General features: G+C 62.9%; 20 protein-coding genes. 12 read left to right on the top strand and 8 right to left on the bottom strand.

What is annotated here, in order from left to right; all coding sequences use genetic code 11:
* The first annotated feature begins 221 nt into the window (after positions 1–221).
* The 3 genes from ACSQ84_RS22115 (at position 222) to ACSQ84_RS22105 (ending at position 3,771) form a co-directional block, all read left to right on the top strand.
* Entirely contained in the window at positions 222–1,742 is a 1,521-nt protein-coding gene (locus ACSQ84_RS22115) for a L,D-transpeptidase family protein (protein ID WP_436213824.1), read from the top strand.
* A gap of 272 nt (positions 1,743–2,014) precedes the next feature.
* Positions 2,015–2,758, top strand: coding sequence for an outer membrane protein (locus tag ACSQ84_RS22110; protein ID WP_436213823.1), 744 nt, complete (start codon positions 2,015–2,017; stop codon positions 2,756–2,758).
* Between the two features lie 428 nt (positions 2,759–3,186).
* Positions 3,187–3,771 carry a hypothetical protein gene (locus tag ACSQ84_RS22105; protein ID WP_436213822.1) on the top strand — a complete coding sequence of 195 codons (585 nt, stop codon included), beginning with the start codon at positions 3,187–3,189 and terminating at the stop codon, positions 3,769–3,771.
* A 36-nt stretch (positions 3,772–3,807) separates the two neighbouring features.
* Here the strand turns inward: ACSQ84_RS22105 and ACSQ84_RS22100 are convergent, their stop codons facing one another.
* The gene (locus tag ACSQ84_RS22100; protein WP_436213821.1) at positions 3,808–4,914 is read right to left on the bottom strand and encodes a tetratricopeptide repeat protein; all 1,107 of its coding nucleotides are present in this window, start codon (positions 4,912–4,914) and stop codon (positions 3,808–3,810) included.
* A gap of 128 nt (positions 4,915–5,042) precedes the next feature.
* Positions 5,043–7,880 (bottom strand): preprotein translocase subunit SecA, encoded by a 2,838-nt coding sequence (gene secA / locus ACSQ84_RS22095; RefSeq protein WP_436213820.1) that lies wholly within the window; start codon positions 7,878–7,880, stop codon positions 5,043–5,045.
* A 373-nt stretch (positions 7,881–8,253) separates the two neighbouring features.
* Between secA and ACSQ84_RS22090 the strand changes: the two genes are divergently transcribed.
* Together ACSQ84_RS22090 and argJ are read left to right on the top strand one after the other, a co-directional pair.
* Complete coding sequence (locus ACSQ84_RS22090) at positions 8,254–9,180, top strand: peptidylprolyl isomerase (protein ID WP_436213819.1); 927 nt, start codon at positions 8,254–8,256, stop codon at positions 9,178–9,180.
* 201 nt (positions 9,181–9,381) lie between these two features.
* The gene (argJ, locus tag ACSQ84_RS22085; protein ID WP_436213818.1) at positions 9,382–10,641 is read left to right on the top strand and encodes a bifunctional glutamate N-acetyltransferase/amino-acid acetyltransferase ArgJ; all 1,260 of its coding nucleotides are present in this window, start codon (positions 9,382–9,384) and stop codon (positions 10,639–10,641) included.
* Positions 10,642–10,754: 113 nt separating this feature from the next.
* On the opposite strand, the gene ACSQ84_RS22080 is transcribed toward argJ, so the two are convergent.
* On the bottom strand, positions 10,755–12,080 hold the full coding sequence (locus ACSQ84_RS22080; protein ID WP_436213817.1) for a TadE/TadG family type IV pilus assembly protein: 1,326 nt from the start codon (positions 12,078–12,080) through the stop codon (positions 10,755–10,757).
* A gap of 168 nt (positions 12,081–12,248) precedes the next feature.
* On the opposite strand from ACSQ84_RS22080, the gene ACSQ84_RS22075 reads away from it, so the two are divergent.
* Both ACSQ84_RS22075 and ACSQ84_RS22070 read left to right on the top strand, forming a co-directional pair.
* Positions 12,249–12,659: a (deoxy)nucleoside triphosphate pyrophosphohydrolase gene (locus ACSQ84_RS22075; RefSeq protein WP_436214086.1), complete on the top strand. Its 411-nt coding sequence runs from the start codon at positions 12,249–12,251 to the stop codon at positions 12,657–12,659.
* 1,116 nt (positions 12,660–13,775) lie between these two features.
* Positions 13,776–14,003 carry a hypothetical protein gene (locus tag ACSQ84_RS22070; protein ID WP_436213816.1) on the top strand — a complete coding sequence of 76 codons (228 nt, stop codon included), beginning with the start codon at positions 13,776–13,778 and terminating at the stop codon, positions 14,001–14,003.
* Between the two features lie 263 nt (positions 14,004–14,266).
* Here ACSQ84_RS22070 and ACSQ84_RS22065 read toward each other — a convergent pair whose 3' ends face one another.
* Entirely contained in the window at positions 14,267–15,109 is an 843-nt protein-coding gene (locus tag ACSQ84_RS22065; protein WP_436213815.1) for a methyltransferase domain-containing protein, read from the bottom strand.
* Between the two features lie 265 nt (positions 15,110–15,374).
* Between ACSQ84_RS22065 and ACSQ84_RS22060 the strand changes: the two genes are divergently transcribed.
* From ACSQ84_RS22060 to ACSQ84_RS22045, 4 genes are read left to right on the top strand one after another with little or no spacing between them, the layout of a single operon-like run.
* The gene (locus ACSQ84_RS22060) at positions 15,375–16,184 is read left to right on the top strand and encodes a ComF family protein (protein WP_436213814.1); all 810 of its coding nucleotides are present in this window, start codon (positions 15,375–15,377) and stop codon (positions 16,182–16,184) included.
* A gap of 59 nt (positions 16,185–16,243) precedes the next feature.
* Entirely contained in the window at positions 16,244–16,516 is a 273-nt protein-coding gene (gene grxC / locus ACSQ84_RS22055) for a glutaredoxin 3 (protein WP_436213813.1), read from the top strand.
* Positions 16,513–17,391, top strand: a complete 879-nt coding sequence (locus tag ACSQ84_RS22050) for a carbon-nitrogen hydrolase family protein (protein ID WP_436213812.1) — start codon at positions 16,513–16,515, stop codon at positions 17,389–17,391. Before grxC ends, ACSQ84_RS22050 begins: the two co-directional genes overlap by 4 nt.
* Positions 17,388–17,867 (top strand): DUF1178 family protein, encoded by a 480-nt coding sequence (locus ACSQ84_RS22045; RefSeq protein WP_436213811.1) that lies wholly within the window; start codon positions 17,388–17,390, stop codon positions 17,865–17,867. The genes ACSQ84_RS22050 and ACSQ84_RS22045 overlap by 4 nt, the downstream gene beginning before the upstream one ends.
* A gap of 103 nt (positions 17,868–17,970) precedes the next feature.
* Here the strand turns inward: ACSQ84_RS22045 and ACSQ84_RS22040 are convergent, their stop codons facing one another.
* The 4 genes from ACSQ84_RS22040 to ACSQ84_RS22025 form a co-directional block, all read right to left on the bottom strand.
* On the bottom strand, positions 17,971–18,870 hold the full coding sequence (locus ACSQ84_RS22040) for an EamA family transporter (protein ID WP_436213810.1): 900 nt from the start codon (positions 18,868–18,870) through the stop codon (positions 17,971–17,973).
* A gap of 471 nt (positions 18,871–19,341) precedes the next feature.
* Positions 19,342–19,623, bottom strand: a complete 282-nt coding sequence (locus tag ACSQ84_RS22035) for a GIY-YIG nuclease family protein (protein ID WP_436213809.1) — start codon at positions 19,621–19,623, stop codon at positions 19,342–19,344.
* 85 nt (positions 19,624–19,708) lie between these two features.
* On the bottom strand, positions 19,709–20,467 hold the full coding sequence (gene ubiG, locus ACSQ84_RS22030) for a bifunctional 2-polyprenyl-6-hydroxyphenol methylase/3-demethylubiquinol 3-O-methyltransferase UbiG (protein ID WP_436213808.1): 759 nt from the start codon (positions 20,465–20,467) through the stop codon (positions 19,709–19,711).
* Between the two features lie 16 nt (positions 20,468–20,483).
* Positions 20,484–20,951: a PH domain-containing protein gene (locus ACSQ84_RS22025; protein ID WP_436213807.1), complete on the bottom strand. Its 468-nt coding sequence runs from the start codon at positions 20,949–20,951 to the stop codon at positions 20,484–20,486.
* Positions 20,952–21,151: 200 nt separating this feature from the next.
* On the opposite strand from ACSQ84_RS22025, the gene ACSQ84_RS22020 reads away from it, so the two are divergent.
* A complete protein-coding gene (locus ACSQ84_RS22020) occupies positions 21,152–22,408 on the top strand; it encodes an aspartate kinase (protein WP_436213806.1) in 1,257 nt (418 codons plus the stop codon).
* Positions 22,409–22,861: the final 453 nt, after the last annotated feature.

Genomic DNA, 22,861 nt, shown 5'->3' with positions numbered 1-22,861 from the left:
GCAGAATCGCCGATTTTTCGCCAAATCGTTGATTTTGGCCGCAATTATGCCCCGACCCCGTTCTTTATGGTCTGTTGACCATGCCCGCCAACGAACCGGGTGGCGCAGCCTCTTCGAGTTGCGACAAAACGGCCTAAAGGGTAAGATTTTATACATCGGCTTCAGGGCATGACGCTGTGGTTGGGGTGCGACATCTGCCTGATGGGTGTGGAGCTTAGCTTTTGATTTATCGCTCGCTGGTTCGCGCGCTCATCACGTCGGCTGCCCTCGCGGCCAGCGTCATGCTGGCCGGCTGCAATAGCGACGAGATTTCGCTCGCCAATAACGCCAAGGCCAACCAGCCAGTTCCGCCAAAACTGGTCGCGGACATGGTCGCCAAGGATATGGACCTGAATTCGCCGATCCTGGTCCGGTTGTTCAAGCAGGAAGCCGAACTTGAGATCTGGAAGCAGAATCGTTCTGGCCGTTTCGCGCTGCTGAAGACCTATCCGATCTGCCGCTGGTCGGGCGATCTCGGACCGAAGATCAAAGAGGGCGACCGCCAGGCGCCGGAAGGCTTCTACTCGATCTCGCCGGCGCAGATGAACCCGCAGTCGGCCTACTATCTGTCATTCAACACCGGGTATCCCAACGCATTCGACAAGGCGCTTGGCCGCACCGGCTCGCAGTTGATGGTGCATGGCGACTGCTCCTCGCGCGGCTGCTACGCGATGACCGACGAGCAGATCGCTGAAATCTATTCGCTGGGCCGCGAATCCTTTTTCGGCGGTCAGAAATCGTTCCAGCTGCAGGCCTATCCGTTCAAGATGACGCCAATCAACATGGCGAAGCATCGCAACAACCCGCACATGCCGTTCTGGAAGATGATCAAGCAAGGCTACGATCATTTCGAGGTGACGAAGCAGGAGCCGAAGGTCGATTTCTGCGAGAAAAAATACGTGTTTGACGCCATCAAGGCGCCCAACGCCACGCGCGAGCCGGTGTTCGACGCGTCGGCCAAATGCCCGGCCTACGCAATATCAGAGGAAGTCGCCGACGCCGTGCGCGAGAAGCAGCAAGCCGAAGCGGCAGAAACCGCCAAGCTGATTTCGAAGGGCACACCGGTCGCGCGGCTGAACACCGGCATCGACGGCGGCATGCACAAGATATTCGCCGCGCGCGTTCCTGAAGCCAGCACCGGGCTCTCGGAAGGCGGCGACAGCCAGGGACTGGCGGCGCTCTCGCTGGCCCGCGCACCCGGCACCATCCCCTCCCACGTCAACCCGCCGCGCGCGCCCTCGGACAATCTCCTGCTCGGCGCGCCGCAGGAGCCGAAGCTTGCTGCGGTCGCCACCGCGCCAACGGCTGGACCGACAGCCTCGGCGCCGGCGCCCACCCGGGTCGCCAACGCCGCGCCGGCCTCGCAATCCGACGGATGGTTCTCCAGCCTGGCCCGCAAGGTCGGCATTGGCGGCGCCGCCGATGCGACCGCGAGCACCTCAAGCAACGCGCCGCCCGCGAAGCCGAAGGTCATCGAAGCCAAGCGGACCGAGCCGGCGCCACGTCCCGAGGCCGCCGCGCCGAAGACGTCAGCACCGAAGGCCGAAGCCAAGCAAACCGCCAGCCGGCCGCCGCTCAAACCGTCGGTAACCGATACCGCGGCCGTGGCACCCGCGCCCGCCACCAGGGAGAGCCAGGTGGCCGGATCCGCGCCGATCGTCTCGTCGAACTCGTTCGACAGCCGTTTTGGGGCGATGAAGTAAAGGGGCTTCGGCTCTTCCAGCAACTGAGAGCCGTCATGCCCCCATCGGGTCTCGCCCTCGGCGCGCCCGATCACGGGCTCCAGCGGGGCGGCCAGCATTTCCTGACATTTGGATTTGTCGAGGGTGCGTGGATTTGTCGAAGGCGCGCAGCGTACCGGATCAACCCGCTTTCGCGGCTGATGATTTCAGCCTGTGGTTGCTCAAAAGGCACAGACTGGATTCCAGTTCCATGAGACAGTTGGGCTGAATTTTTTCAGTGGATTGATTCGCCCATGAAATCAGCTTTGGCCTCGGCAGCACTACTGGTTCTCGGTTGCGTTTCGGCTTCGGCCGCCGACCTCGGCGCCAGGCCCTATACCAAAGCTCCGGCCGTGGTCGATGTCGGTTACAACTGGACCGGCTTCTACATCGGCGGTCACGCTGGATATGCCTGGGCGCCGGCGTCCTACACCCATAACGAAACCGCGGGCGTTGGCGGCGCCATCGTTACGTCGGTCGGCTACGGTCCCGAACCCGCCGGATTCACGGGCGGCGCTCAGGTCGGCTATCAGTACCAGTTCTCGAACCGCTTCGTCGTTGGCGTCGAAGGTGCCTATAGCTGGTTCGATCAGAGCGCCTCGGCCGCCGTCATCGCGGCGCCGCCGCGAACCCGCGCTACGACGGTTGGCGATATCTGGAGTGTTGCAGGCCGCCTCGGATACGCCTTCGGGGCATCGCTGCTGTACGTGAAGGGCGGTTATGCCAATTCCGAGTTGAAGTTCTCGAACACGCTGAATGCGACGGGCGCGGTTCTAGGGCAATCCAGCACCCGGGTTGACGGTTTTGTCGTCGGCACCGGCCTTGAGTACGGATTCGCGCGCAACTGGAGCGTGGCGGGCGAGTACAATTACTACGGCTTCGATGTCGGCAGACAGCAGCAGGCTTTGGGTGGTGTCGCGGTAGCCGCCTACAACGATGCCATCGATTTCAACATCCATCAGGTTCTGGTCAAGCTGAACTATCGCTTCGGCGGCTGAGTGCTTTTGTTGCCAGGTTCGGACCACTCAGTTTCAGATACCCCGGCTCCGGCTGCAACGCCCCGCCCAGGTGGCCTGATCGGCGCCGATGTTCTCGTCTAATTCATTCGTCAGCCGCTTCTCGGCGATGAAATAGGGCGTCCGATCCCATTTGACAGCCGTGTTGCGCCTCCGCGAACGGGGCTTTTGGTGATCCTGTCGTACGCGCTATGTAGGTGGAGGCAGGAACCTCCAGGCAGCAGGAATGTGGTCAGGTTGAAGCGACCGCGCATGAGGCCATTCAGAGAGTTCGTATGACGGACTGCGACCGAAGAACCATTCATTGCTGCAATTGCGGGACCGACTCGGATCACTGGATCCTCTTGAGTACGAACGCGTCCGGCTCGGCTGACCTCGATCAGCGCCCACCCGAGATGGAGCGCGACACGATGGAAATGTGGCTGCAGGAATGCCCTTCGTGCGGTTTTGTCGCGCGCAGCATCGACCAGGGACATGAGATAGATCGGACCAACGCCTCCAGTCCTGAATATCGAGCGCTGGTCGCAAGTTCGTTCTCGTCGTCCGTGGAACGGCGGTTTCTGTTACAGGCTGCCTTGTTTGCGATGAGGGGCGAGGCAGAGAGCGCATTCTCCAATGCGCTGTGCGCAGCGTGGGCTGCCGATGATCGTGGCACCGAGCAAGCCAGCGCGCACCGTGTCAAGGCGGCCGGCCATGTGTACGGCCGCGCCGGAGTATCGATCGATACGCGACTTCGCTTGCTGGATGTCCTACGTCGTTCGTCTCGCTGGGAGGCTGCCAGCGGCCTGGCTTCAGAATTGAACTCGGAGGAACTCGAACATCCCTTCGATGTCATCATCGGCTTTCACGTCGACAAAATCGCCGCGCGTGATGACGGCTGCTATACCATAGCGAGGGCGCTCGCCGATCGACGCCCGCCTCCCCCGAGTTCTCTTGATGCTGCAAACCGGAAAATATTGGCTGACTATCTGCGATACAGGCTCGAAGGGGAGTGATTGAGCGGAAGCGGGCGCGCAGCGAACCTTGCTCCTTCAATATCCGGCGCCCCATCTTCTCCTGAGATTGCTGCGGACCCTCTCCGACGCGACAATCAGCCGCTCGAGAAGACCAGTGCGCGGGCTATACAGGATAGTCCTGTTTCCGGGAGCATCCGTCATCTCCCAGTGGCTTGTCGGGTTTCTCGCGTCGAGAAGCGTTCGCATGACCGCAAAGGCTCGCTTCATCACCGGCTCGGCCAGAGCAGACCGCTTCTTCGCATATCCATCAGCCAGTTCGACGAGGATCCAGAGCAACGCAGCCGCGTCATCTCCGTAGACGCGCTCGCTTATCGACAGCAAGCGCTTCAACAACGGCTCGGCCTCCGAAAACTCTCCGCAATCAAGGTAGCTTCGCGCCGTGGCTTCCAGCGCCTTTCGCACTTCGAGGCTATCCGGCCCGAACAGGTCTTCCTTGATAGAAAGCGCTCGCACAATCATGGGCCGCGATTTGCTTTTGGCGTCGGCCTTGATGCCCCTGTGCTGCAGCGTGCTTGAATTGACGTAAACCACCGCAAGGGAAACCAACGCCGCCGCCACTTCCCCGCTGCTTGGCCCGAATAGGCGCTCCAGTGTCTTGATGCAGCGCTCAAGGTATTGGTCGGCCAGCTCCCTTTCCCTGGAGCGGAGACACACCTCGACCAGCGCTTCGAGAGCTACCGCCACCTCGGCGCTGTCAGCGCCATTAAGCCGCTCCCTGATCGCGAGGCTGCGCTCGAGAAACGTCCTGGCCTCATGCCATCGCTTTTGATCGTGATATCTCGCGGCGATGCCGTCGCATTGGTCGGCGATGCGCGGATCGACCTCCCCCAAAATGCCTGCCTCGATGGCAAGCCGCTTGAGGAGAAACGGCTCCGTGAGTTCGAAGCTGTTCTTGTCGATCCAGTCGTCTAGAGCGGCAAGGATCGATTCCGGGCCTTTGAGTGCCTCGCGTATCGCAATGCTGCGCTCGAAGTAAGGGACGGCGTCCGCCGCCTCTTGGTATTGGCAGATCAGGCGAGCCAAAGTATTGAGCGCGACCGCGACCTCTTCGCTGTCGGCCCCAAACTTGGCTTCCTGCTTGGCGATGTGGCGCAGGTGATTTTGCACGAGGTCGGAAGGCATGCGAGCATGTCTATTGGAAAAACGCCGCCGACTGAAGCGCCTTCCATCCGTGGCGTCCCGGACGCCTGCGCACTTCGACAACGAGAGCGTTGTCCGGGCGAAGCGTTCAGCTACCCCGTGAAATATGGCTAACCGTATTTGCCGTGGCAGTGCTTGAACTTCTTGCCGGAGCCGCAGGGACAATCCTCGTTGCGGCCGACCTTGCCCCAGGTGGCGGGGTTCTTGGGATCGCGGTCGGCAGCGGCCACCTCGGGCACCAGGGACACGTTGGCGAACGCCATTTCGTCTTCGCCGGTATCCGGATTGAGCTTGTGCGCTTCCATCTGCGGCAACACCGGCTGCTGCTCTTCCGGCGGAACGATCTCGACGCGCATCAACTGCGCCGTTACCGCCTCGCGCAGGTGCGCGATCATCGCCTCGAACAGGCTGAAGGCTTCCGATTTGTACTCCTGCAACGGATCGCGCTGGCCGTAGCCGCGCAGGCCGATCACCTGGCGCAGATGGTCGAGCATCACGAGATGCTCGCGCCAGAGATGATCCAGCGTCTGCAGCAGGATGGTCTTTTCGACGTAGCGCATCACGTCGGGGCCCCATTGCGCGACCTTGGCCGCCATCCGCTCATCGACATGCCTGTCGATGCGCGCCAGCAATTCCTCGTCGGCGATGCCTTCTTCCTTGGCCCATTCATCGACCGGCAGGTCGACGTCGAGCACGCGCTTCAATTCGTCCTTCAGTCCGGCGACGTCCCACTGCTCGGCATAGGCATGCTCGGGCACGTGCTTGGTCACGACGTCCTCGACAAAGGCGTGGCGCATGTCGGCGACCGTCTCGGCGACGCTGTCGTCCTTCATCAGGTCGACGCGCTGGTCGAAGATCACCTTGCGCTGGTCGTTCTGGACGTTGTCGAATTTGAGCAGATTCTTGCGGATGTCGAAGTTGCGCGCCTCGACCTTCTGCTGCGCCTTTTCCAGCGCCTTGTTGATCCAGGGATGGATGATCGCCTCGCCCTCCTTCAGGCCGAGCCGCGTCAGCATGGTATCGAGCCGATCGGACCCGAAGATCCGCATCAGATCGTCCTCCAGCGACAGGAAGAATTTCGAGCGCCCGGGATCGCCCTGACGGCCGGAGCGGCCGCGCAGCTGGTTGTCGATGCGCCGCGATTCATGGCGTTCCGAACCCATGATATAGAGCCCGCCGGGCTTGTTGACGGTCTTGGCCGGCTTCGAACCCTTGGCGGGCTCGATTTCGACGACGTCTTCGGCCTTCAGCACGATCTCGCGGAAACGCTCGATATCGGCCTTGATGAGTTCGATCTTGGCGGCTTTCTCGGCCTCGTCGGTGATGTCAGCGGTCTCCTGCAGGATCCGCATCTCGAGCGAACCGCCGAGCTTGATGTCGGTACCGCGACCGGCCATGTTGGTCGCGATCGTGATCGCGCCGGGCACGCCGGCTTCCGCGACGATATAGGCTTCCTGCTCGTGGAAGCGCGCGTTCAGCACCGCGAACAGTTTCGCAGGCTTGCCCGCGCGCGCCGCGGCATAGAGCTTCTCCATGCCGGACTCAGAACCGAAATCGATCTGCTTGTAGCCGTGCTTCTTCAGGTATTCGGCCAGCACTTCCGACTTTTCGATCGAGGCGGTGCCGACCAGCACCGGCTGCAGCCGCGCATTGGCGCGTTCGATCTCGGCCAGGATCGCGGCATATTTCTCATTCTGGGTGCGATAGACCTCGTCGTCCTCGTCGAGACGCGCCACCGGCACGTTGGTCGGAATTTCCACGACCTCGAGCTTGTAGATGTCGAACAATTCGTCGGCTTCGGTCAGCGCCGTACCGGTCATGCCGGCGAGCTTGGCGTACATCCGGAAATAGTTCTGGAAGGTGATCGAGGCCAGCGTCTGGTTTTCCGGCTGAACCTGGACATGTTCCTTGGCTTCCAGCGCCTGGTGCAGGCCCTCTGAATAGCGCCGGCCCTGCATCATGCGGCCGGTGAACTCGTCGATGATGATGACCTCGCCGTCGCGGACGATGTAATCCTTGTCGCGGTTGAACAGCGAATGGGCGCGCAGCGCCTGATTGATGTGGTGAACGACCGAGACGTTCTCGATGTCGTAGAGCGACTCGCCCTTGAGCTGGCCGGCGTCGCGCAGCAGGGTTTCGATCTTCTCCATGCCGGCTTCCGTCAGCGTCACCGTGCGCTGCTTCTCGTCGACGTCGTAATCGGTCTTGTCGAGCTTGGGCAGGAAGGTGTCGATGGTATTGTAGAATTCCGAGCGGTCGTCGAGCGGCCCGGAGATGATCAAGGGCGTGCGCGCCTCGTCGATCAGGATCGAGTCGACCTCGTCGACGATGGCGTAGAAATGGCTGCGCTGGACCATGTCTTCCAGGCGGTACTTCATGTTGTCGCGCAGATAGTCGAAACCGTATTCGTTGTTGGTGCCGTAGGTGATGTCGCGCGAATAGGCTTCCTTGCGCTCGGCATCGTCGAGGCCGTGGACGATCACGCCGACGGTCAGTCCGAGGAAATTATAGATCTGGCCCATCCATTCGGAGTCGCGGCGGGCGAGGTAGTCGTTGACGGTGACGACGTGGACGCCCTTGCCGGCCAGCGCGTTGAGATAGACCGCAAGCGTCGCGACCAGCGTCTTGCCTTCGCCGGTCTTCATCTCGGCGATGTCGCCCTCGTGCAGCACCATGCCGCCGATCAGCTGGACGTCGAAATGCCGTTGGCCGAGCGTGCGCTTGGCCGCCTCGCGCACCGTGGCAAAGGCCGGAACCAGGAGGTCGTCGAGCGTTTTGCCATTGGCGAGCTGCGCACGGAATTCGGCGGTGCGGGCCTTCAGCGCCTCGTCCGACAGCGCGGCGAGTTCGGGCTCGAGCGCGTTGATGGCGTTGACGCGGGACTGATATCCCTTCACCCGCCGGTCATTTGCGGAGCCGAAAAACTTGCGGGCGAGCGCGCCGATCATGCCGAATTCCTGTCTTTGCCTTAAGCCTCGGCCCTAAGTCCTGGCCGTGTCTTGCGTTGCAGCCGTGACGTGGTCCACCAGATTGCCTATCAACTCACCGTGACGCGTCGCGGCAAACACCCGATCCGGGGGTCGTCCGCCAAGTGAGTGGGATTTAGACAAGCTAAGGTTCAACGGCAAAAAGCCCAGTAAAATAAGCGCTATCGCCGTCGATGGGTTCCGGCAGAGATATGGCTGGGCCGGTGGGTTGTCAACGCCGCCAAGATGTCAAGGAATTCATCATTTTGACAGAGTTTTCGCGTTGCCAAGGTGCCACGATTGGGCGAGTGTCCCGCCGCCTCCGGCATTCCCATCTTCAAGACAAGGATTTTGCATGACCTCCCCGTTCCCGGAAACGAAAACCGGCCTGCGCTTCGGCTTGGCCTCCTTGAAGGTCACCTTGGCCCTGACGACCTGCCTGGCCGCGGTTCTGGCCGCCGGTCTGCCGGCCCGTGCCCAGGACAACCCCGTTCTGGCGAAGGTTAACGGCGTGGAGATCCGCCAGAGCGACGTCGCGCTGGCCGAAGAGGAACTCGGCCCCAGCCTCGCCCAGATGGACCCGGCGACCAAGAAGGACAACGTGCTGGCCTTCCTGATCGACCTGAAGATCGTCGCCAAGGCCGCCGAGGACAAGAAGGTCGAGAATTCAGAGGATTTCAAGCGGCGCATGGCGTTCACGCGCAGCCGGCTGTTGATGGACAGCCTGCTCGCCACCGAGGGCAAGGCTGCTACCACCGACGAGGCCATGAAGAAGGTCTATGAGGAGGCCTCCAAGCAGATCACCGGCGAAGCCGAGGTCCACGCCCGGCACATCCTGGTCGAGACCGAGGACGAGGCCAAGACGATCGCCGAAGAGTTGAAGAAGGGCGCCGATTTCGCCGACCTCGCCAAGAAGAAATCCAAGGATCCCGGCGCCTCCGACGGCGGCGACCTCGGCTTCTTCACCAAGGAGCAGATGGTGCCGGAATTCTCGGCGGTGGCGTTCGTGCTCGAGCCCGGCAAGATCTCCGACCCCGTCAAGTCGCAATTCGGCTGGCACATCATCAAGGTCGAGGAAAAGCGCAACCGCAAGGCGCCCGAGTTCGAGCAGGTCAAGCCCCAGATCGAAACCTACGTGACGCGCAAGGCGCAGGCCGACTACGTGGCGAAGCTGCGCGAAGCCGCCAAGGTCGAGCGCATGGACAAGCCGGCCGAGCCGGCGGCGAAGCCCGCCGAGGCCGCCAAGCCGGACGCCTCCAAGATGGCGCCGGCGAAGAAGTAAAATTCGCTGTCACTTCGGTGAAGCCAATAGTATCTACAGTCGTCATGGCCGGGCTTGTCCCGGCCATCTACGTCTTTAGGCATCGCTGAGCGAGACAAGGGCGTGGATGGCCGGGACACAGGCGAGCGTAAGCGACGCCGTCCTTCGGACGGCTATGCCCGGCCATGACGATCCATTTTTTCTTCTCCCGGATGCGCCCTCATGTCATCAGCCGTCTCCCCCCTCGCCCCGACCGAAGTTCCCGACATGCCCGAGATCGCGGGCGTGCGGCTTGCCACTGCCGCTGCCGGCATCCGCTACAAGGGGCGCACCGACGTTCTGCTCGCGATCATGGACGCGGGGACCAATGCCGCCGGCGTCTTCACCCAATCGAAATGCCCGAGCGCCCCGGTGGAATGGTGCCGCGCCCAACTCAAGGGCGGCACCGCTTCCAAGGGCGGGCTTGCCCGCGCGCTGGTGGTGAATTCCGGCAATGCCAACGCCTTCACCGGCAAGACCGGGCGGCAGGCTACGGCGCTGACGGCGTCGATTGCCGCCAAGGCGGTCGGATGCAAACCAAATGAGGTGTTTCTCGCTTCCACCGGCGTAATCGGCGAGCCGCTCGACGCCACCAAATTCGACGGCGTGCTGGGCACGCTGGCCGACAGCGCGGCCCCCGAGGACTGGATGAACGCGGCCAAGGCGATCATGACCACCGACACCTTTCCGAAAGTCGCCACCGCGACCGTCAAGCTCGGCAAGGCCAGGGTCACCATCAACGGCATGGCCAAGGGCGCCGGCATGATCATGCCCGACATGGCGACCATGCTGTCGTTCGTGTTCACCGACGCCCCGCTGTCGTCTGCCGTGCTGCAATCGCTGCTCAAGAGCGGTGTCGAGGACACCTTTAACGCCCTGACCATCGACAGCGACACGTCGACATCAGACACCCTGCTCGCCTTCGCCACCGGCACGGCCGCCGCGCACGGCGCGCCGAAGATCACGCGCGCCAGCGATCCGAGGCTGAAAGCTTTCACGAAGGCGTTTCGCGGCGTGCTCGCCGATCTTGCGGAGCAGGTCGCCCGCGACGGCGAAGGCGCGCGAAAACTGGTCGAGATCATCGTCGAGGGCGCGACCAGCAAAATCTCGGCGCGCCGGATCGCGATGTCGGTAGCCAATTCGCCGCTGGTGAAGACCGCGATCGCCGGCGAGGACGCCAATTGGGGCCGGGTCGTGATGGCGGTCGGCAAGGCCGGCGAGCCCGCCAACCGCGACAAGCTGTCGATCTCGTTCAACGGCATCCGCGTCGCCAAAAGCGGCGCGCGCGATCCGTCCTACAACGAGGCGGAGGTTTCCGAGGCGATGAAGGCGCCGAAGATCCAGATCAAGATCTCGCTCGGCCTCGGCAAGGGCCGCGACCGCGTGCTGACCTGCGACCTCACCAAGGAATACGTGGCGATCAACGGCGATTACCGGTCCTGAAATCGTCATTCCGGGACAGTCCGCAGGACTGAACCCGGAATCCTTGGATTCCCCGATGCGCAATTGCGCATCTGAGGTTCGATGCTTCGCATCGCCCCGGAATGACGGTGGTACTAGCTGCTGATCCGGGCGTCGGCGATGGCTTTCTGGAACAGCGCGTTCATCGCTTCGGCGATGCCCTGGGTCGGGCTGACCTCGAAATACAATCCGCTCGAGGCGCAGCTCTTCATGTTCTGCGCGATCTGGCTGTTCGGCGATGGCCCATAGGGCCCGGCGTTGAACGGCGCGATCCAGCTGTTGTACCAGGAGTTGGTGGGCAGCGCGAGATAGGTGGTGTAGAGCACCGCGATCTTGATGCCGCGATTTTTGATCGCGGTGCAGAGCGCCGCGTTGAGCGGCGACTGGCAGCGTCCGCTGGAGGTGGTCGGCTTGATGCACGATCCCGGATTGTACTCGTCGGCGACGCCGTCCGACACGAAGAACAAATACTTCAGCGGCGCCTCGGAGGTGCCGGCGCCGGGCGCGGTGATCACGTTGTTGATCGCGGGAATGATGTTGGTGAACTGGGTATCCTGGTCGTTGTTCTGGTTCTGGCCCTGGACGGTCATCAGGTCGATGTTGCCGGCCGCACTCTTGGCGCTCGACAGGCTGGACGACAGCGAGAACAGGGCTCGCAGCCCGGCCGTGCTCGCCGAGGCGCCAAAATCGTAGATCGCCATGCGGAACTGGCTCGAATAGGTCTGCGTCGCGGCGGCTGTATCCATCAGCTGCTGGGTGGCGCTGCGCAGCACGTCGATCCGCGTGGTCACGCCGAGGGTCTTTGCGAGCTTGTAGTAGTTGTTGGTGTTGTTGAGATCGTGACAGGCAAACGCGCATTTGTCCGACGTGTTGTTGACCATCTTGCTGACGTCGGCCGGCGTCGCGCCGACGCCCATCGATGGCGAATTATCCATCAGCAGATAGAAATCGATATAGAGCGGCATGCTGGTGGTAGCGGTCGAGGTGCCCGTTACGGTGACATTCTTCTTGCCGATCACGCCGAGGAACGTCGTCGGAACCGTTGCGGAGAACTGCACCGTCGAGGTGATGATGCTCCCGGCCTTGGTCATGACCGGCGTCATGCTGGTGAGCGTGTAGCCGGTCACGCCGTTCATGTTGGCGTTGAAGATATTGGTGGCATCGGTGACGCCGGCCGCGATCGGTCCATCCGAGGTCATCGACCCCGCGGCGATGAAGCCGGGCGAGAGCTTGGAGACCGAGCCCACGCTGGCCGCGTCGACCGCCGACTGCAATTTGCTGCGAAGCTGGGTGGCCAGCGAATAGTCCACCGCGCATCCAACCGCGGTCATGATGGGCAACGACGCGATCGCAAACAGCACGGCGATATTGCCGGAGCGGTCACGGCGAAAACGGTTGAGCAGGGCGGGAAGCGCGCGCATGGGACGGGCCTGTTCTGTGGCAAAATCGCGCAAATCCTAGCCGCGGCAGATTAACATCGAGCTTATTCGGACGCGCAAACCGCGTTAACAAAGCGTTTGGCGTCAGGCGATTTGCTCGTTAATAAAACCTTTCAGATGAAGCTCGATATTTCGGCGGACAAGGGGCGCATGGCCGACATCAAACTCACGCTCGTGGTCGCCTGCGCGCTGGTCGACGCCGACAAACGGGTGCTGCTGGCGCAGCGTCCGGAGGGCAAGCCGCTCGCCGGCCTGTGGGAATTCCCCGGCGGCAAGGTCGAGCCCGGCGAACGGCCCGAACAGACACTGATCCGCGAACTGCATGAGGAGATCGGCATCGACGTCAGCGAGCCCTGCCTGGCGCCGCTGACCTTTGCCAGCCACGCCTATGAGACCTTTCATCTCTTGATGCCGCTCTACATCTGCCGGCGCTGGGAAGGCCAGGTCGCCCCGCGCGAGGGCCAGCAACTGGCCTGGGTGCGCGCCGGCAAACTGCGCGACTACCCGATGCCGGCCGCGGACATTCCGCTGATCCCGCATCTGCTGGATTTGCTGTTGTGAAGTGGGCGGTCGACGGGATGACGTGGTGATCGAAACACGCGTGACAGACGCCCAGACGGTTGTCATCACCCGCGAAAGCGGGTGATCCAGTACGCCGCGGCTTCTCAGTTCTATCATCAGCTTCTCTGGAATACTGGGTCGCCCGGTCAAGCCGGGCGATGACAACTGAATATGTGTTTGCATTCTCGCGGCACATTGCGCCCGAGGTTTGCGTCCGTTTGCTCCTCTCCAGAAATGGAGAGGGCGCAGGGAATGCCGGATGCGCGCTGCACCCGCGATCTCGTGTGCAATGTGCACAAGGAAGTGCGCACACGAGCATACAGGGCAGCGGAGAACATCCGACATTCCCTGCGCAATGGCTTTACGGCTTATAACGAGCTCTCCCCGGTGAACGGCTCTTTTGCCACCGTTGCGCCCTGAGAAGCAGTTGCCTCCAGGTGCATTGACGCCAGCACCGCGACGTCAGGACCACACGCCTTTGCCGTACGCTCTCGCGCCGTTCGTTATCGGCACTGCCAGCGTCCACCGCGACCCGTCCCAACGATCGTGACGATCATGATACGCCCCTCTGGCGGAACGGGATGGGCGAAGACATAAACTGATTTTTGTTTCTGTAAAAGCGAAATATTTTTTATTTCAGGGCTTGACATGAATTCCGATAAGCAGAACTGATTTGCCCGTCGGGTTGATTTGTCGCACCCGGAACGCAGGATTGCGCTTGCCCGAGTGGGCGACGCAGTTCGGCTGGAAGGAAATTGCGACAGTCGCGCAGTCGCGCAGTCCGTAGTCCGTAGGGCGGGTTCCCTTTAACCCGCCATCTCGCAATCAAGCGGCGGGTTAAAGAGAACCCGCCCTACGAAGGCCAATGAGCGATTTCAATCCGCATCGCCTGTTGCGGACTGCCTTGAACGAACCTGCCACAGCGAACGTCGACTCCAAAAACACCCAAGCGAGCCTTGTGTAGGCGCCATCACGCCACTGGTAGCTGCCCAAGGTTCTTACGTACAAACTGCCTTGCTCGACGCAAAGCGCTCTCGCCGTCGCGGTGGCTGGCTTCTGCGAGCTCGTTCGGGAAATGTTGGCAGCAGCTTGGGACTGTTCGGCGAAGGCGATGTAATGCCAGCGCGAACGAGTTCGCCGAGCCCGTGCACGCCTGTCCTGATCACGCTGGTCCTCGACCAGCTGTACCCCGGCTCCAGCTGCTCAACCTTGCTGATGGAGGGCGCGGCGATGGGCGTGCCCTTGTCGACCAGTCTGGCTCTGTATTCAAAGAAGAGCTCTCCCGCGACACCTCCGGCCACCAACGCGACGCATATCATCGAAGCCAGGGTCTCGACACCATGAAACCAAATTACGCAGCTCACAACCTCAAGGAAAAGACCCACAAGCAGCACATAACCGGCTATGCGCGCGCGACGCAAATTGTGTTCAGTGTCGCTGCCGAGGTCTCTATCGAAATGAGCGTCGGAGTGTGTTGTCATGGCTGATAATCCCCTATCTGCCGCTCGGCGGTCCCATCCGCCCTCGTTCGTGATCTACACAAGCCTGCACGGCACCACTGTGATGGACGTCACTCGGCACGGACATATGGTCCGGACAGCCGCCGCTTACTTCGGCGCCCGCTTCACCGCCGCCTCGAGACTCGCTTTCGCTGAACCTGGCCGCAGCGGTTTGGGCTGGCTTTGATGCGGGGCCCAGCCGGACAGCCAGACCACGTCGAAGGTGGCGCGGATGCGGCCGTCCGCGTCGGCAAAGCGCTCGCCGTAAATCTGCGCCATTCGCAGCAGCGTGGCGCGGCGAGTCGGCGTCCGCCGCCGCTCGACCAGGACGTTGGTCGCGCCCATCCGTCTGAGATCGGTCATCAGCGCCAACGCGCTGTCGTAGCGCACTACCACGCGATCGACATCGGTGACCGGCAGCGCAAAGCCCGCGCGTTGCAGCAGCGCGCCGACATCGCGCAGATCGGCGAACGGCGCGACGCGCGGCGACACGCCGCCTTCGCATTCCGCCTCGGCTTGCGCAAAGGCCTGCCGGAGTTCGGTCAGCGTATCGCCGCCGATCATGGCCGCCAGCAGCAACCCATCCGGCCGCAGCGCGCGGCTGATCTGTGCGAGCACACCGGGCAAATCGTTGACGAACTGAAAGGCCAGCGCGGAGACCGCAAGATCGAGCGATTCCGGCGCAAGGCTCAGCGTTTCGGTTTCATCCGGTTCGATCCGGGCGATGGATTTGAAGCGATCGGCCAGCGGTTTGCGCAGCACCTCGCCCGGCGTCCAGATTTCAGCGGCGTCGGAAAACTCCCGAGTCACCGCGGCCAGCCGCTCTTCCATGTCCTCGGTGACGCGATCGAGCAGGAAGGTCGCGGGGCCCAGCCGCCGCGCGCGATCCTGCCGCGCGCGCAACAGCGCGCGGTCGAACAGGACGGGGGCTGTGGTCGGGTTCGGAGCCATGGCGGTTGGTACGCTGACTATCGGCTTGGTGGCAATCCGTCTCGATCCCTCATGGTGAGGAGCGCGGCTTCGCGCGTCTCCGGACGATGCTTCGCGTAGCCGGGCGAACCATGCGGCCCGTGGCCCATCCTTCGAGACGCGGCCAAGTGGCCGCTCCTCCAGCGACAACGGCGAAGCCGTTGCGCGGGGATGAGGATCTTTTGCTTGGTGAAATGCTCGGCATTCGCCGCTTGAGCCGCACGCACCCTGGCGCTAGCCTCGCCCCATGGGCGCCGAGGCATCACCACCACGCTCCATCTTCACCCATTTACGAGGCGCGTTGAGCGCCTGCCGCGAGGTGTTCGCGCATATTCCAAGGCTGGCGCTCGACATTGCGCTGCCGACGCTGTGCGTTTCCTGCCGTGAGCCGGTCGATGGCGAGGGCGTCTGCGCGGAATGCTGGGCCAAATTGTCGTTCATCGAACCGCCCTACTGCCCGCGGCTCGGCATTCCCTTTGTCTACGATCCCGGCCCGGAATTGCTGTCGATGGAGGCGATCGCCAATCCGCCGGCCTATCAGCGCGCCCGCGCCGCGGTGCGCTATGACGACGTCGCGCGCACGCTGGTTCATTCGCTGAAATACCAGGACCGCACCGATCTGGCGCCGGCGATGGGCCGCTGGATGGCGCGCACGGGGCAGGAATTGCTCGAAGAAGCCGATGTGCTGGTGCCGGTTCCCCTGCATTGGCGGCGCGGCTGGAGCCGCCGCTACAACCAGTCCGGCGCGCTGGCGCGGGTGATTTCGCGTCAAACCGGGGTGAAACTGGCTTCCGAAGCGCTCCGGCGGGTCCGGGCGACCGAACAGCAGATCGGGCTGTCGCGGCCGCAGCGCGCCAGCAATGTGCAGGGCGCCTTCAAGGTCGCCCCCGACCGCAGCGCCGACATCCAGGGCCGCCGCGTGGTGCTGATCGACGACGTCCTGACCTCCGGCGCCACCACGGACGCCTGCGCCCGTGCCTTATTGCGCGCCAGGGCCGCGCAAGTCGACGTGCTGGTATTCGCGCGGGTTGTGGACACCCATCGGGCCCCCATATAATTCAAAGACTTGTACTTCAAAGACTTGTCATTTCCGGACCTTGCGAACCAGAGCGTGCCATGACCGCCGTTGAAATCTTCACCCGCCCGGGCTGCGGTTACTGCACCGCGGCCAAATCGCTGCTGACGCGCAAGAAAGCCGCGTTCACCGAACTCAGCGTCTCCAGCGATCCCACCTACCGCGACCAGATGTACCATCGTGCCGGCGCCGGCGCGACGTTTCCGCAGATCTTCATCGGCGCAACCCACGTCGGTGGCTGCGACGAGCTTTATGCGCTTGACCGCGCGGGCAAGCTCGACGCGATGCTGGCGGGAGAAAAGGCAGCATCATGAGCGTCGCCCCGACCTTCACCGCCGCGATGGTGCAGATGCGGACCGGGTTATTGCCGGAGCCGAGCCTGGAGCAGGGCATCCGGCTGATCCGTGAGGCGGCGGCCCAGGGCGCCGACTACGTGCTCACCCCCGAGGTGAGCAACATGATGCAGCTGAACCGCACGGCGCTGTTCGAGCATCTGGCCAGCGGAGAGGACGACAAATCGCTGCAAGCCTATCGCGCGCTGGCGGCGGAGCTGAAAATCCATCTGCACATCGGCTCCCTGGCGCTGCGCTTCTCGCCGGAGCGCGCGGTCAACCGCTCTTTCCTGATCGGGCCTGAGGGCAATCTGCTCGCCAGCTACGACAAGATCCATATGTTCGACATCGACCTGCCCGGCGGCGAGAGCTATCGCGAATCGGCCAATTACCAGCCGGGCGAGACCGCCGTGATCTCCGACCTGCCGTGGGGCCGGATCGGGCTCACGATCTGCTACGATGTGCGCTTTCCGGCGCTTTATCGGGCGCTGGCCGAAAGCGGCGCCTCGTTCCTCACCGTGCCGTCGGCTTTCACCCGAAAGACCGGCGAAGCGCATTGGCATGTTCTGCTGCGCGCCCGCGCCATCGAGACCGGCTGCTTCGTGTTCGCCGCCGCGCAATGCGGCATGCATGAGAACAAGCGCGAGACCTATGGGCACTCGCTGATCATCGCGCCCTGGGGCGAGATCCTCGCCGAGGGCGGCGTCGAGCCCGGCGTGTTCCTCGCCGAGATCGATACCTCCAAAGTGGAGGCCGCGCGGAAAACCGTGCCGTCGCTGCAGCACGGTCGGCGCTTCGGCATCGTCGACCCCAAGGCCGGCCCGGAGCACCTGCATCTGGTCCGGGGGTCGGCATGATCCGCTACAGCCTGCGCTGCGAACGTGGCCACGGCTTCGAAAGCTGGTTTCAAAGCTCGTCGGCCTATGAAAGCCAGGAGAAGCGCAAGCTGGTGAGTTGTCCGTCCTGCGGCTCGGTCAAGGTCGAGCGCGCCATCATGGCCCCGCAGATCGTCAGCAAGAAGGGGCGCGAGGACGCGCGCACCGTGCCGGCCGCGGAAGTCACAGGCACGGAGGTAACGGCATCCGAGTCGACGCCGCTGCTGATGGCGCAGGAGCGCGAGCTGCGCGCCAAGATCAAGGAATTGCGCGATCACATCACCAGGAACGCCGACAATGTCGGCGAGCGCTTCCCCAACGAAGCGCGCAAGATGCATTACGGCGATATCGAGCACCGCCCGATCTATGGCGAGGCCTCGCCCGACGAAGCCCGCGCCCTGATCGACGAAGGCGTCGAGGTGTCGCCGCTGCCGGTACTGCCGGATGATCGGAATTAGCTTCCGTAGGGTGGGCAAAGCGAAGCGTGCCCACCATCTCACATCGACATGATGATGGTGGGCACGGCGCAAGTGCGCCTTTGCCCACCCTACGAATTTGGAATCACGCCGCCACCAGCAGCGCCACGCCAGCCACAATCAGCACAATCCCGGAGAATTCACGCGCCGACAGCGGCTGCTTGAACGAGTAATACGCCACCGCTTGCGCGAACAGCACTTCGACCAGCGCCAGCGTCCGGACGTTGGCGGCGGCCGTCAGCGCTAACGCCAGAAACCAGAATTGCGAGGCGAACGCGCCCATGAAGCCTGCCAGCATTGAGGGCTTCCACAATCCGAGGATCTTCCGGAGCACGTCGGGGGCGCGGGCGAGCAGGTAGATCGTCAGCACCAGCGTCTGCACGAACAGGCCGACCACCAGCGTGCAGGACGCTGCCGTTACGAACGACACGCCGGGCACGGAAATAACGGCCCCGCGAAAGCCGACCGCCGACAATGCGAAGAAGGCTGCGGCGACGAGGCCGACGATGGTCGGCTTGACCTCCGCAAAGCTCTTTTCGCCGCCGGGCCGCAGTGCTGTGATGACCACGCCCGCCGTCGCGATGACGATCGCGATCACCTTGAGCCAGGTGAGGTGATCGCCGAGAAAGATGAAGCCGAAGATCGCGGCCTGGATTGCTTCGGTCTTGATGTAGGCCGTCGTCACCACGAAGGAGCGGTCGTTCATCGCAACCAGCATCATGCCTGTCGCGACGATCTGGCTGAGCGCTCCGAGCAGGAGCCACGGCCAGAACACAGGCGCCGGCCATGGCACCTTGTCGCCGGTCGCAACCAGCACCACAGCCAGGAACAGGATCGAAAACGGAAAGCCGAACAGGAAGCGGATATTGGTCGCGCCCCAGGTGCCGAGCGGCCCCGTCAACGACCGCTGCATCGCATTGCGCGCGACCTGGCCGAGCGCAGCAACAAGGGTGAAGGGAATCCAGAGCGAGGCAATCGTGAACATGAAAATACCGGCGGGAGGGCGCCGCACCGTGCCGGTCGCCGCGCACGCGGTCAACCGAAACCGCGCATGACAGGATTGCGCTTACGCAAAAATCTCGTGTCGCAAACCCAAATCTCACGTCGTCCCTGCGAACGCAGGGACCCATACGCCGCGGCCGTTGTTACAAGGCACGCGGGGAGTGACCTTTTTTCAGTCGCCACATCGGTGGCTATGGGTCCCTGCGTTCGCAGGGACGACGTAGGGAGAGGTCTCGGATTGACGCAGGCATTGAGTCAGGAAGCACGACAAGGATTGCGATCACGCCAAGGTCTCTGGTTGCAGAGCCCAACTCATCGTCGTCCCTGCGAACGCAGGGACCCATACGCCGCGGCCGTTGTTACAAGGCACGCGGGGAGTGACCTTTTTTCAGTCGCCACATCGGTGGCTATGGGTCCCTGCGTTCGCAGGGACGACGTGGGGAGAGAGGTCGGGCTAAACCAGCAAATCGCTGAGGTCACGCCATTCAAGATTCTCACGCTCGATGAGCTCGATCTTCCAGTCGCGCTTCCAGCGTTTGAGCTGTTTCTCTCGCGCAATCGCTTCGTCCGCACGATCGTATGATTCGACGTAGACCAAACGAAACACGCCGTATGTCTTAACGAACGAAGAGCCCTCGCCGTTGCGATGCTGCTCGATCCGCTTCTGCAGGGAGTTCGTTACCCCGATGTACAGGGTCCCGTGGCGCCGGCTTGCGAGGATGTAGACGTGGTACATGCTCGGAACGCTGATCTTGTTTGGCCATTTCGGCCGGTGGTTATGGGTCCCTGCGTTCGTTCGCAGGGACGACGATAGAGTGTGCCTACATCTCCTCCGCGACCACCATGTAGTTCACGTCCATGTCGGACGAGATGCTCCATTTGTCGGCGAGCGGGTTATAGACCACGCCGGCCTGTTCGGTGATGGCGAGCCGGTTGTTGGCCAGATGCTGCGCGAGTTCGTCGGGGGTGACGAACTTGTTCCACTCATGGGTGCCGCGGGGCAGCCAGCGCAGCACGTATTCGGCGCCGACGATCGCCAGCGCAAAGCTTTTCCAGTTGCGGTTCAGAGTCGAGACCACCATCATCCCGCCGGGCTTGAGCATCGCCGCGCAGCGGTTGAGGAAGACGCCGACGTCGGTGACGTGCTCGACCACCTCCATCGCCAGCACGATGTCGAAGCGCTCGCGCACGTCCATCTGTTCGACCGTGGTGCAGCGGTAATCGATCGACAGATGGCCCTTGTCGGCATGCAGCCTGGCGGCGGCGATATTGCTGGCGGAGGGATCGATCCCGATCACCTGCGCGCCCAGCCGCGTGAACGGCTCGCACAAAAGGCCGGCGCCGCAGCCGATGTCGAGGATGCGCAGGCCACCGAGGCAATTCAGGCTTTTGACGTTGCGCTCGAACTTGCGGCAGGCCGCGTCACGGATATAGGTCAGCCGCAGCGGGTTGATCTTGTGCAGCGGGGCCATCTTGCCCCTGGGGTCCCACCACTCGTCCGACAGTTTTGAAAACTTTGCGACTTCGGCCGGATCGACCGTGCTGCCCGATGCGCCGGCGTGATTTGCTTGCATGGCCATGGGGGGCGCGCCGCTCCTATCGCGCAGTGATGGCATTGCGGAATTCCAGCGGCGAGGCAATGGTCTTGATGATCTTGCCGCCTTCACCGACGCCGAAGATCTCGACATCGCCGTAGTTGAGCAGGCGGCCGAGGATGCTCTGGCTGACGTCGACGCTCTCGACCTTGTCGAGGCTCATCTCGAACGTCTTGCGCTGGATGAAGCCGGTCTTGTGGACGACGCGCAGATTGGTGACGTCGATCTCGGTGATCCAGCGGTGGAACCAGGCGGTCACGGTCCTGTACAGGGCGAAGATCGCGACGATCGCGGCCAGTGACATGCAGACCAGCACAAGGGGGCCCGGCGGGACCATGCCCGAGACCACGAAGAGCGCGACGGCCACGACCCAAGCCATGATCGCCGGCAGGAAGAATATCCAGTGCGCATTGCTGGAATACAGCACCTTCTCATCGGGCTGCAGGATATCGTCGATATAACGCCCCATACACCTGACCTTGCACCTGACCTAAACTGCGCCTGACCTGAATTAACCCGCTACCACGGCATATTGCGCCATTTTAGACCGAAAATGCACCCGGATGCTTGCCCCGGGACGCGCCGCTATGTATACGCCGCTTTCGGCCCGGGCGCTCCATTTTCGTGCGGGCCACCATACTTATCCTCACAGGGAATGCACGCGTCGTCATGGGCCGCCTCGTGATGAAATTCGGCGGTACATCCGTCGCCAATATCGACCGAATCCGCAACGTCGCGCGCCACGTCAAGCGCGAAGTCGATGCCGGGCACGATGTCGCCGTGGTGGTGTCGGCAATGTCCGGCAAGACCAACGAGCTGGTGGAATGGTGCGGCGACGCCTCGCCGCTGCACGACGCCCGCGAATATGACGCCGTGGTGGCCTCCGGCGAACAGGTCACGTCCGGACTGCTGGCGATCGCGCTGCAGGCGATCGGGATTCAGGCCCGCTCCTGGCAGGGCTGGCAAATCCCGATCCGGACCTCGGATGCGCACGCCTCGGCGCGCATTCTGGAGATCGACGGGTCAGAGCTCATCAACCGTTTCAAGGACCGCAAGGAAGTCGCCGTCATCGCCGGCTTCCAGGGCATCAATCCGCAGACCAACCGAATCACCACGCTGGGGCGCGGCGGTTCGGACACGTCGGCGGTGGCGATCGCGGCCGCCATCCGTGCCGACCGCTGCGACATCTACACCGACGTCGACGGCGTCTATACCACCGACCCGCGCGTGGTTCCCAAGGCGCGGCGGCTCGACAAAATCGCGTTCGAGGACATGCTGGAACTGGCCTCCCAGGGCGCCAAGGTCCTGCAGGTGCGCTCGGTGGAACTCGGCATGGTGCACAACATGCCGGTGTTCGTCCGTTCCAGCTTCGACAAGCCCGAGGATATTGACCCGCACGCCAACCAGCCGCCGGGCACGCTGATCTGCAGCGAGGAGGAAATCATGGAAAGCCACGTCGTGACCGGCATCGCCTTCTCCAAGGACGAAGCCCAGATTTCCGTGCGCCAGATCGAGGACAAGCCGGGCGTTGCCGCCGCGATCTTCGGACCGCTCGCGGACGCCAACATCAATGTCGACATGATCGTGCAGAACGTCTCCGAGGACGGCAAGACCACCGACCTGACCTTCACCGTGCCGGCCTCCGACTATACCCGCGCCAAGGACACCATCACCGCGGCCAAGGACAAGATCGGCTATAAGCGGCTCGACAGCGCCACCGACGTGGCCAAGGTGTCGGTGATCGGCAGCGGCATGCGCAGCCATGCCGGCGTCGCGGCCCAGGCCTTCAAGGCGTTATCGGAGCGCAAGATCAACATCCGCGCCATCACCACCTCCGAGATCAAGTTCTCGGTGCTGATCGACGCCGCCTATACCGAGCTTGCGGTGCGTACGCTGCACACGCTCTACGGGCTCGACCAGGCGTAGCGCCTGATTCGTCGGGGCGAACTTGGGGCCGCATGGTTCGAGACGCGCGGCTTTGCCGCGCTCCTCACCATGAGGGTTTAAGGCCACATGCTGAGCTGCCAGCCCTCATCCTCGGATAAGCGCTTTGCGCTTACCGAGGGAGCGGCCGCTTGGCCGCGTCTCGAAGGATGAAGCCCCGGAACTAAGAAGCACGCTGGAACGAATTTCTCTTAGCGCCCGCAGCATTGGCCTGACACAGACGTTATTGCTGCTGGCAGGCGTTTTGCTTGGCAAAGCAAGCCTCGATTGGCTATACGGCCTGACAGGTGAGCTGCCGCAAACTGTGCCACAGTTTGGCGGTCCCGATTCGGCCGGGAACGATGGTTTGGTGGGCTTGCGGCGGCGCCGAATGAATAAAATTGTTGCTATTGTCGAGTTTCACGCCAGCGCCCGGCCACCCGGCACGCTGGCCTC

This window comes from Bradyrhizobium sp. LjRoot220 (assembly GCF_964252915.1).
Taxonomy (GTDB): Bacteria; Pseudomonadota; Alphaproteobacteria; order Rhizobiales; family Xanthobacteraceae; genus Bradyrhizobium.
Note: the sequence above shows the minus strand (reverse complement) of the source record. Positions and strands in the feature narration are given on the sequence as shown.

Excerpts from the sequence above, each read along its gene's own strand:
- ACSQ84_RS22110 (WP_436213823.1), top strand. The coding sequence starts at position 2,015 with ATGAAATCAGCTTTGGCCTCGGCAGCACTACTGGTTCTCGGTTGCGTT.
- ACSQ84_RS22105 (WP_436213822.1), top strand. The coding sequence starts at position 3,187 with ATGGAAATGTGGCTGCAGGAATGCCCTTCGTGCGGTTTTGTCGCGCGC.
- ACSQ84_RS22100 (WP_436213821.1), bottom strand. The coding sequence starts at position 4,914 with ATGCCTTCCGACCTCGTGCAAAATCACCTGCGCCACATCGCCAAGCAG.
- secA (WP_436213820.1), bottom strand. The coding sequence starts at position 7,880 with ATGATCGGCGCGCTCGCCCGCAAGTTTTTCGGCTCCGCAAATGACCGG.
- ACSQ84_RS22090 (WP_436213819.1), top strand. The coding sequence starts at position 8,254 with ATGACCTCCCCGTTCCCGGAAACGAAAACCGGCCTGCGCTTCGGCTTG.
- argJ (WP_436213818.1), top strand. The coding sequence starts at position 9,382 with ATGTCATCAGCCGTCTCCCCCCTCGCCCCGACCGAAGTTCCCGACATG.
- ACSQ84_RS22080 (WP_436213817.1), bottom strand. The coding sequence starts at position 12,080 with ATGCGCGCGCTTCCCGCCCTGCTCAACCGTTTTCGCCGTGACCGCTCC.
- ACSQ84_RS22075 (WP_436214086.1), top strand. The coding sequence starts at position 12,249 with ATGGCCGACATCAAACTCACGCTCGTGGTCGCCTGCGCGCTGGTCGAC.
- ACSQ84_RS22070 (WP_436213816.1), top strand. The coding sequence starts at position 13,776 with ATGCCAGCGCGAACGAGTTCGCCGAGCCCGTGCACGCCTGTCCTGATC.
- ACSQ84_RS22065 (WP_436213815.1), bottom strand. The coding sequence starts at position 15,109 with ATGGCTCCGAACCCGACCACAGCCCCCGTCCTGTTCGACCGCGCGCTG.
- ACSQ84_RS22060 (WP_436213814.1), top strand. The coding sequence starts at position 15,375 with ATGGGCGCCGAGGCATCACCACCACGCTCCATCTTCACCCATTTACGA.
- grxC (WP_436213813.1), top strand. The coding sequence starts at position 16,244 with ATGACCGCCGTTGAAATCTTCACCCGCCCGGGCTGCGGTTACTGCACC.
- ACSQ84_RS22050 (WP_436213812.1), top strand. The coding sequence starts at position 16,513 with ATGAGCGTCGCCCCGACCTTCACCGCCGCGATGGTGCAGATGCGGACC.
- ACSQ84_RS22045 (WP_436213811.1), top strand. The coding sequence starts at position 17,388 with ATGATCCGCTACAGCCTGCGCTGCGAACGTGGCCACGGCTTCGAAAGC.
- ACSQ84_RS22040 (WP_436213810.1), bottom strand. The coding sequence starts at position 18,870 with ATGTTCACGATTGCCTCGCTCTGGATTCCCTTCACCCTTGTTGCTGCG.
- ACSQ84_RS22035 (WP_436213809.1), bottom strand. The coding sequence starts at position 19,623 with ATGTACCACGTCTACATCCTCGCAAGCCGGCGCCACGGGACCCTGTAC.
- ubiG (WP_436213808.1), bottom strand. The coding sequence starts at position 20,467 with ATGGCCATGCAAGCAAATCACGCCGGCGCATCGGGCAGCACGGTCGAT.
- ACSQ84_RS22025 (WP_436213807.1), bottom strand. The coding sequence starts at position 20,951 with ATGGGGCGTTATATCGACGATATCCTGCAGCCCGATGAGAAGGTGCTG.
- ACSQ84_RS22020 (WP_436213806.1), top strand. The coding sequence starts at position 21,152 with ATGGGCCGCCTCGTGATGAAATTCGGCGGTACATCCGTCGCCAATATC.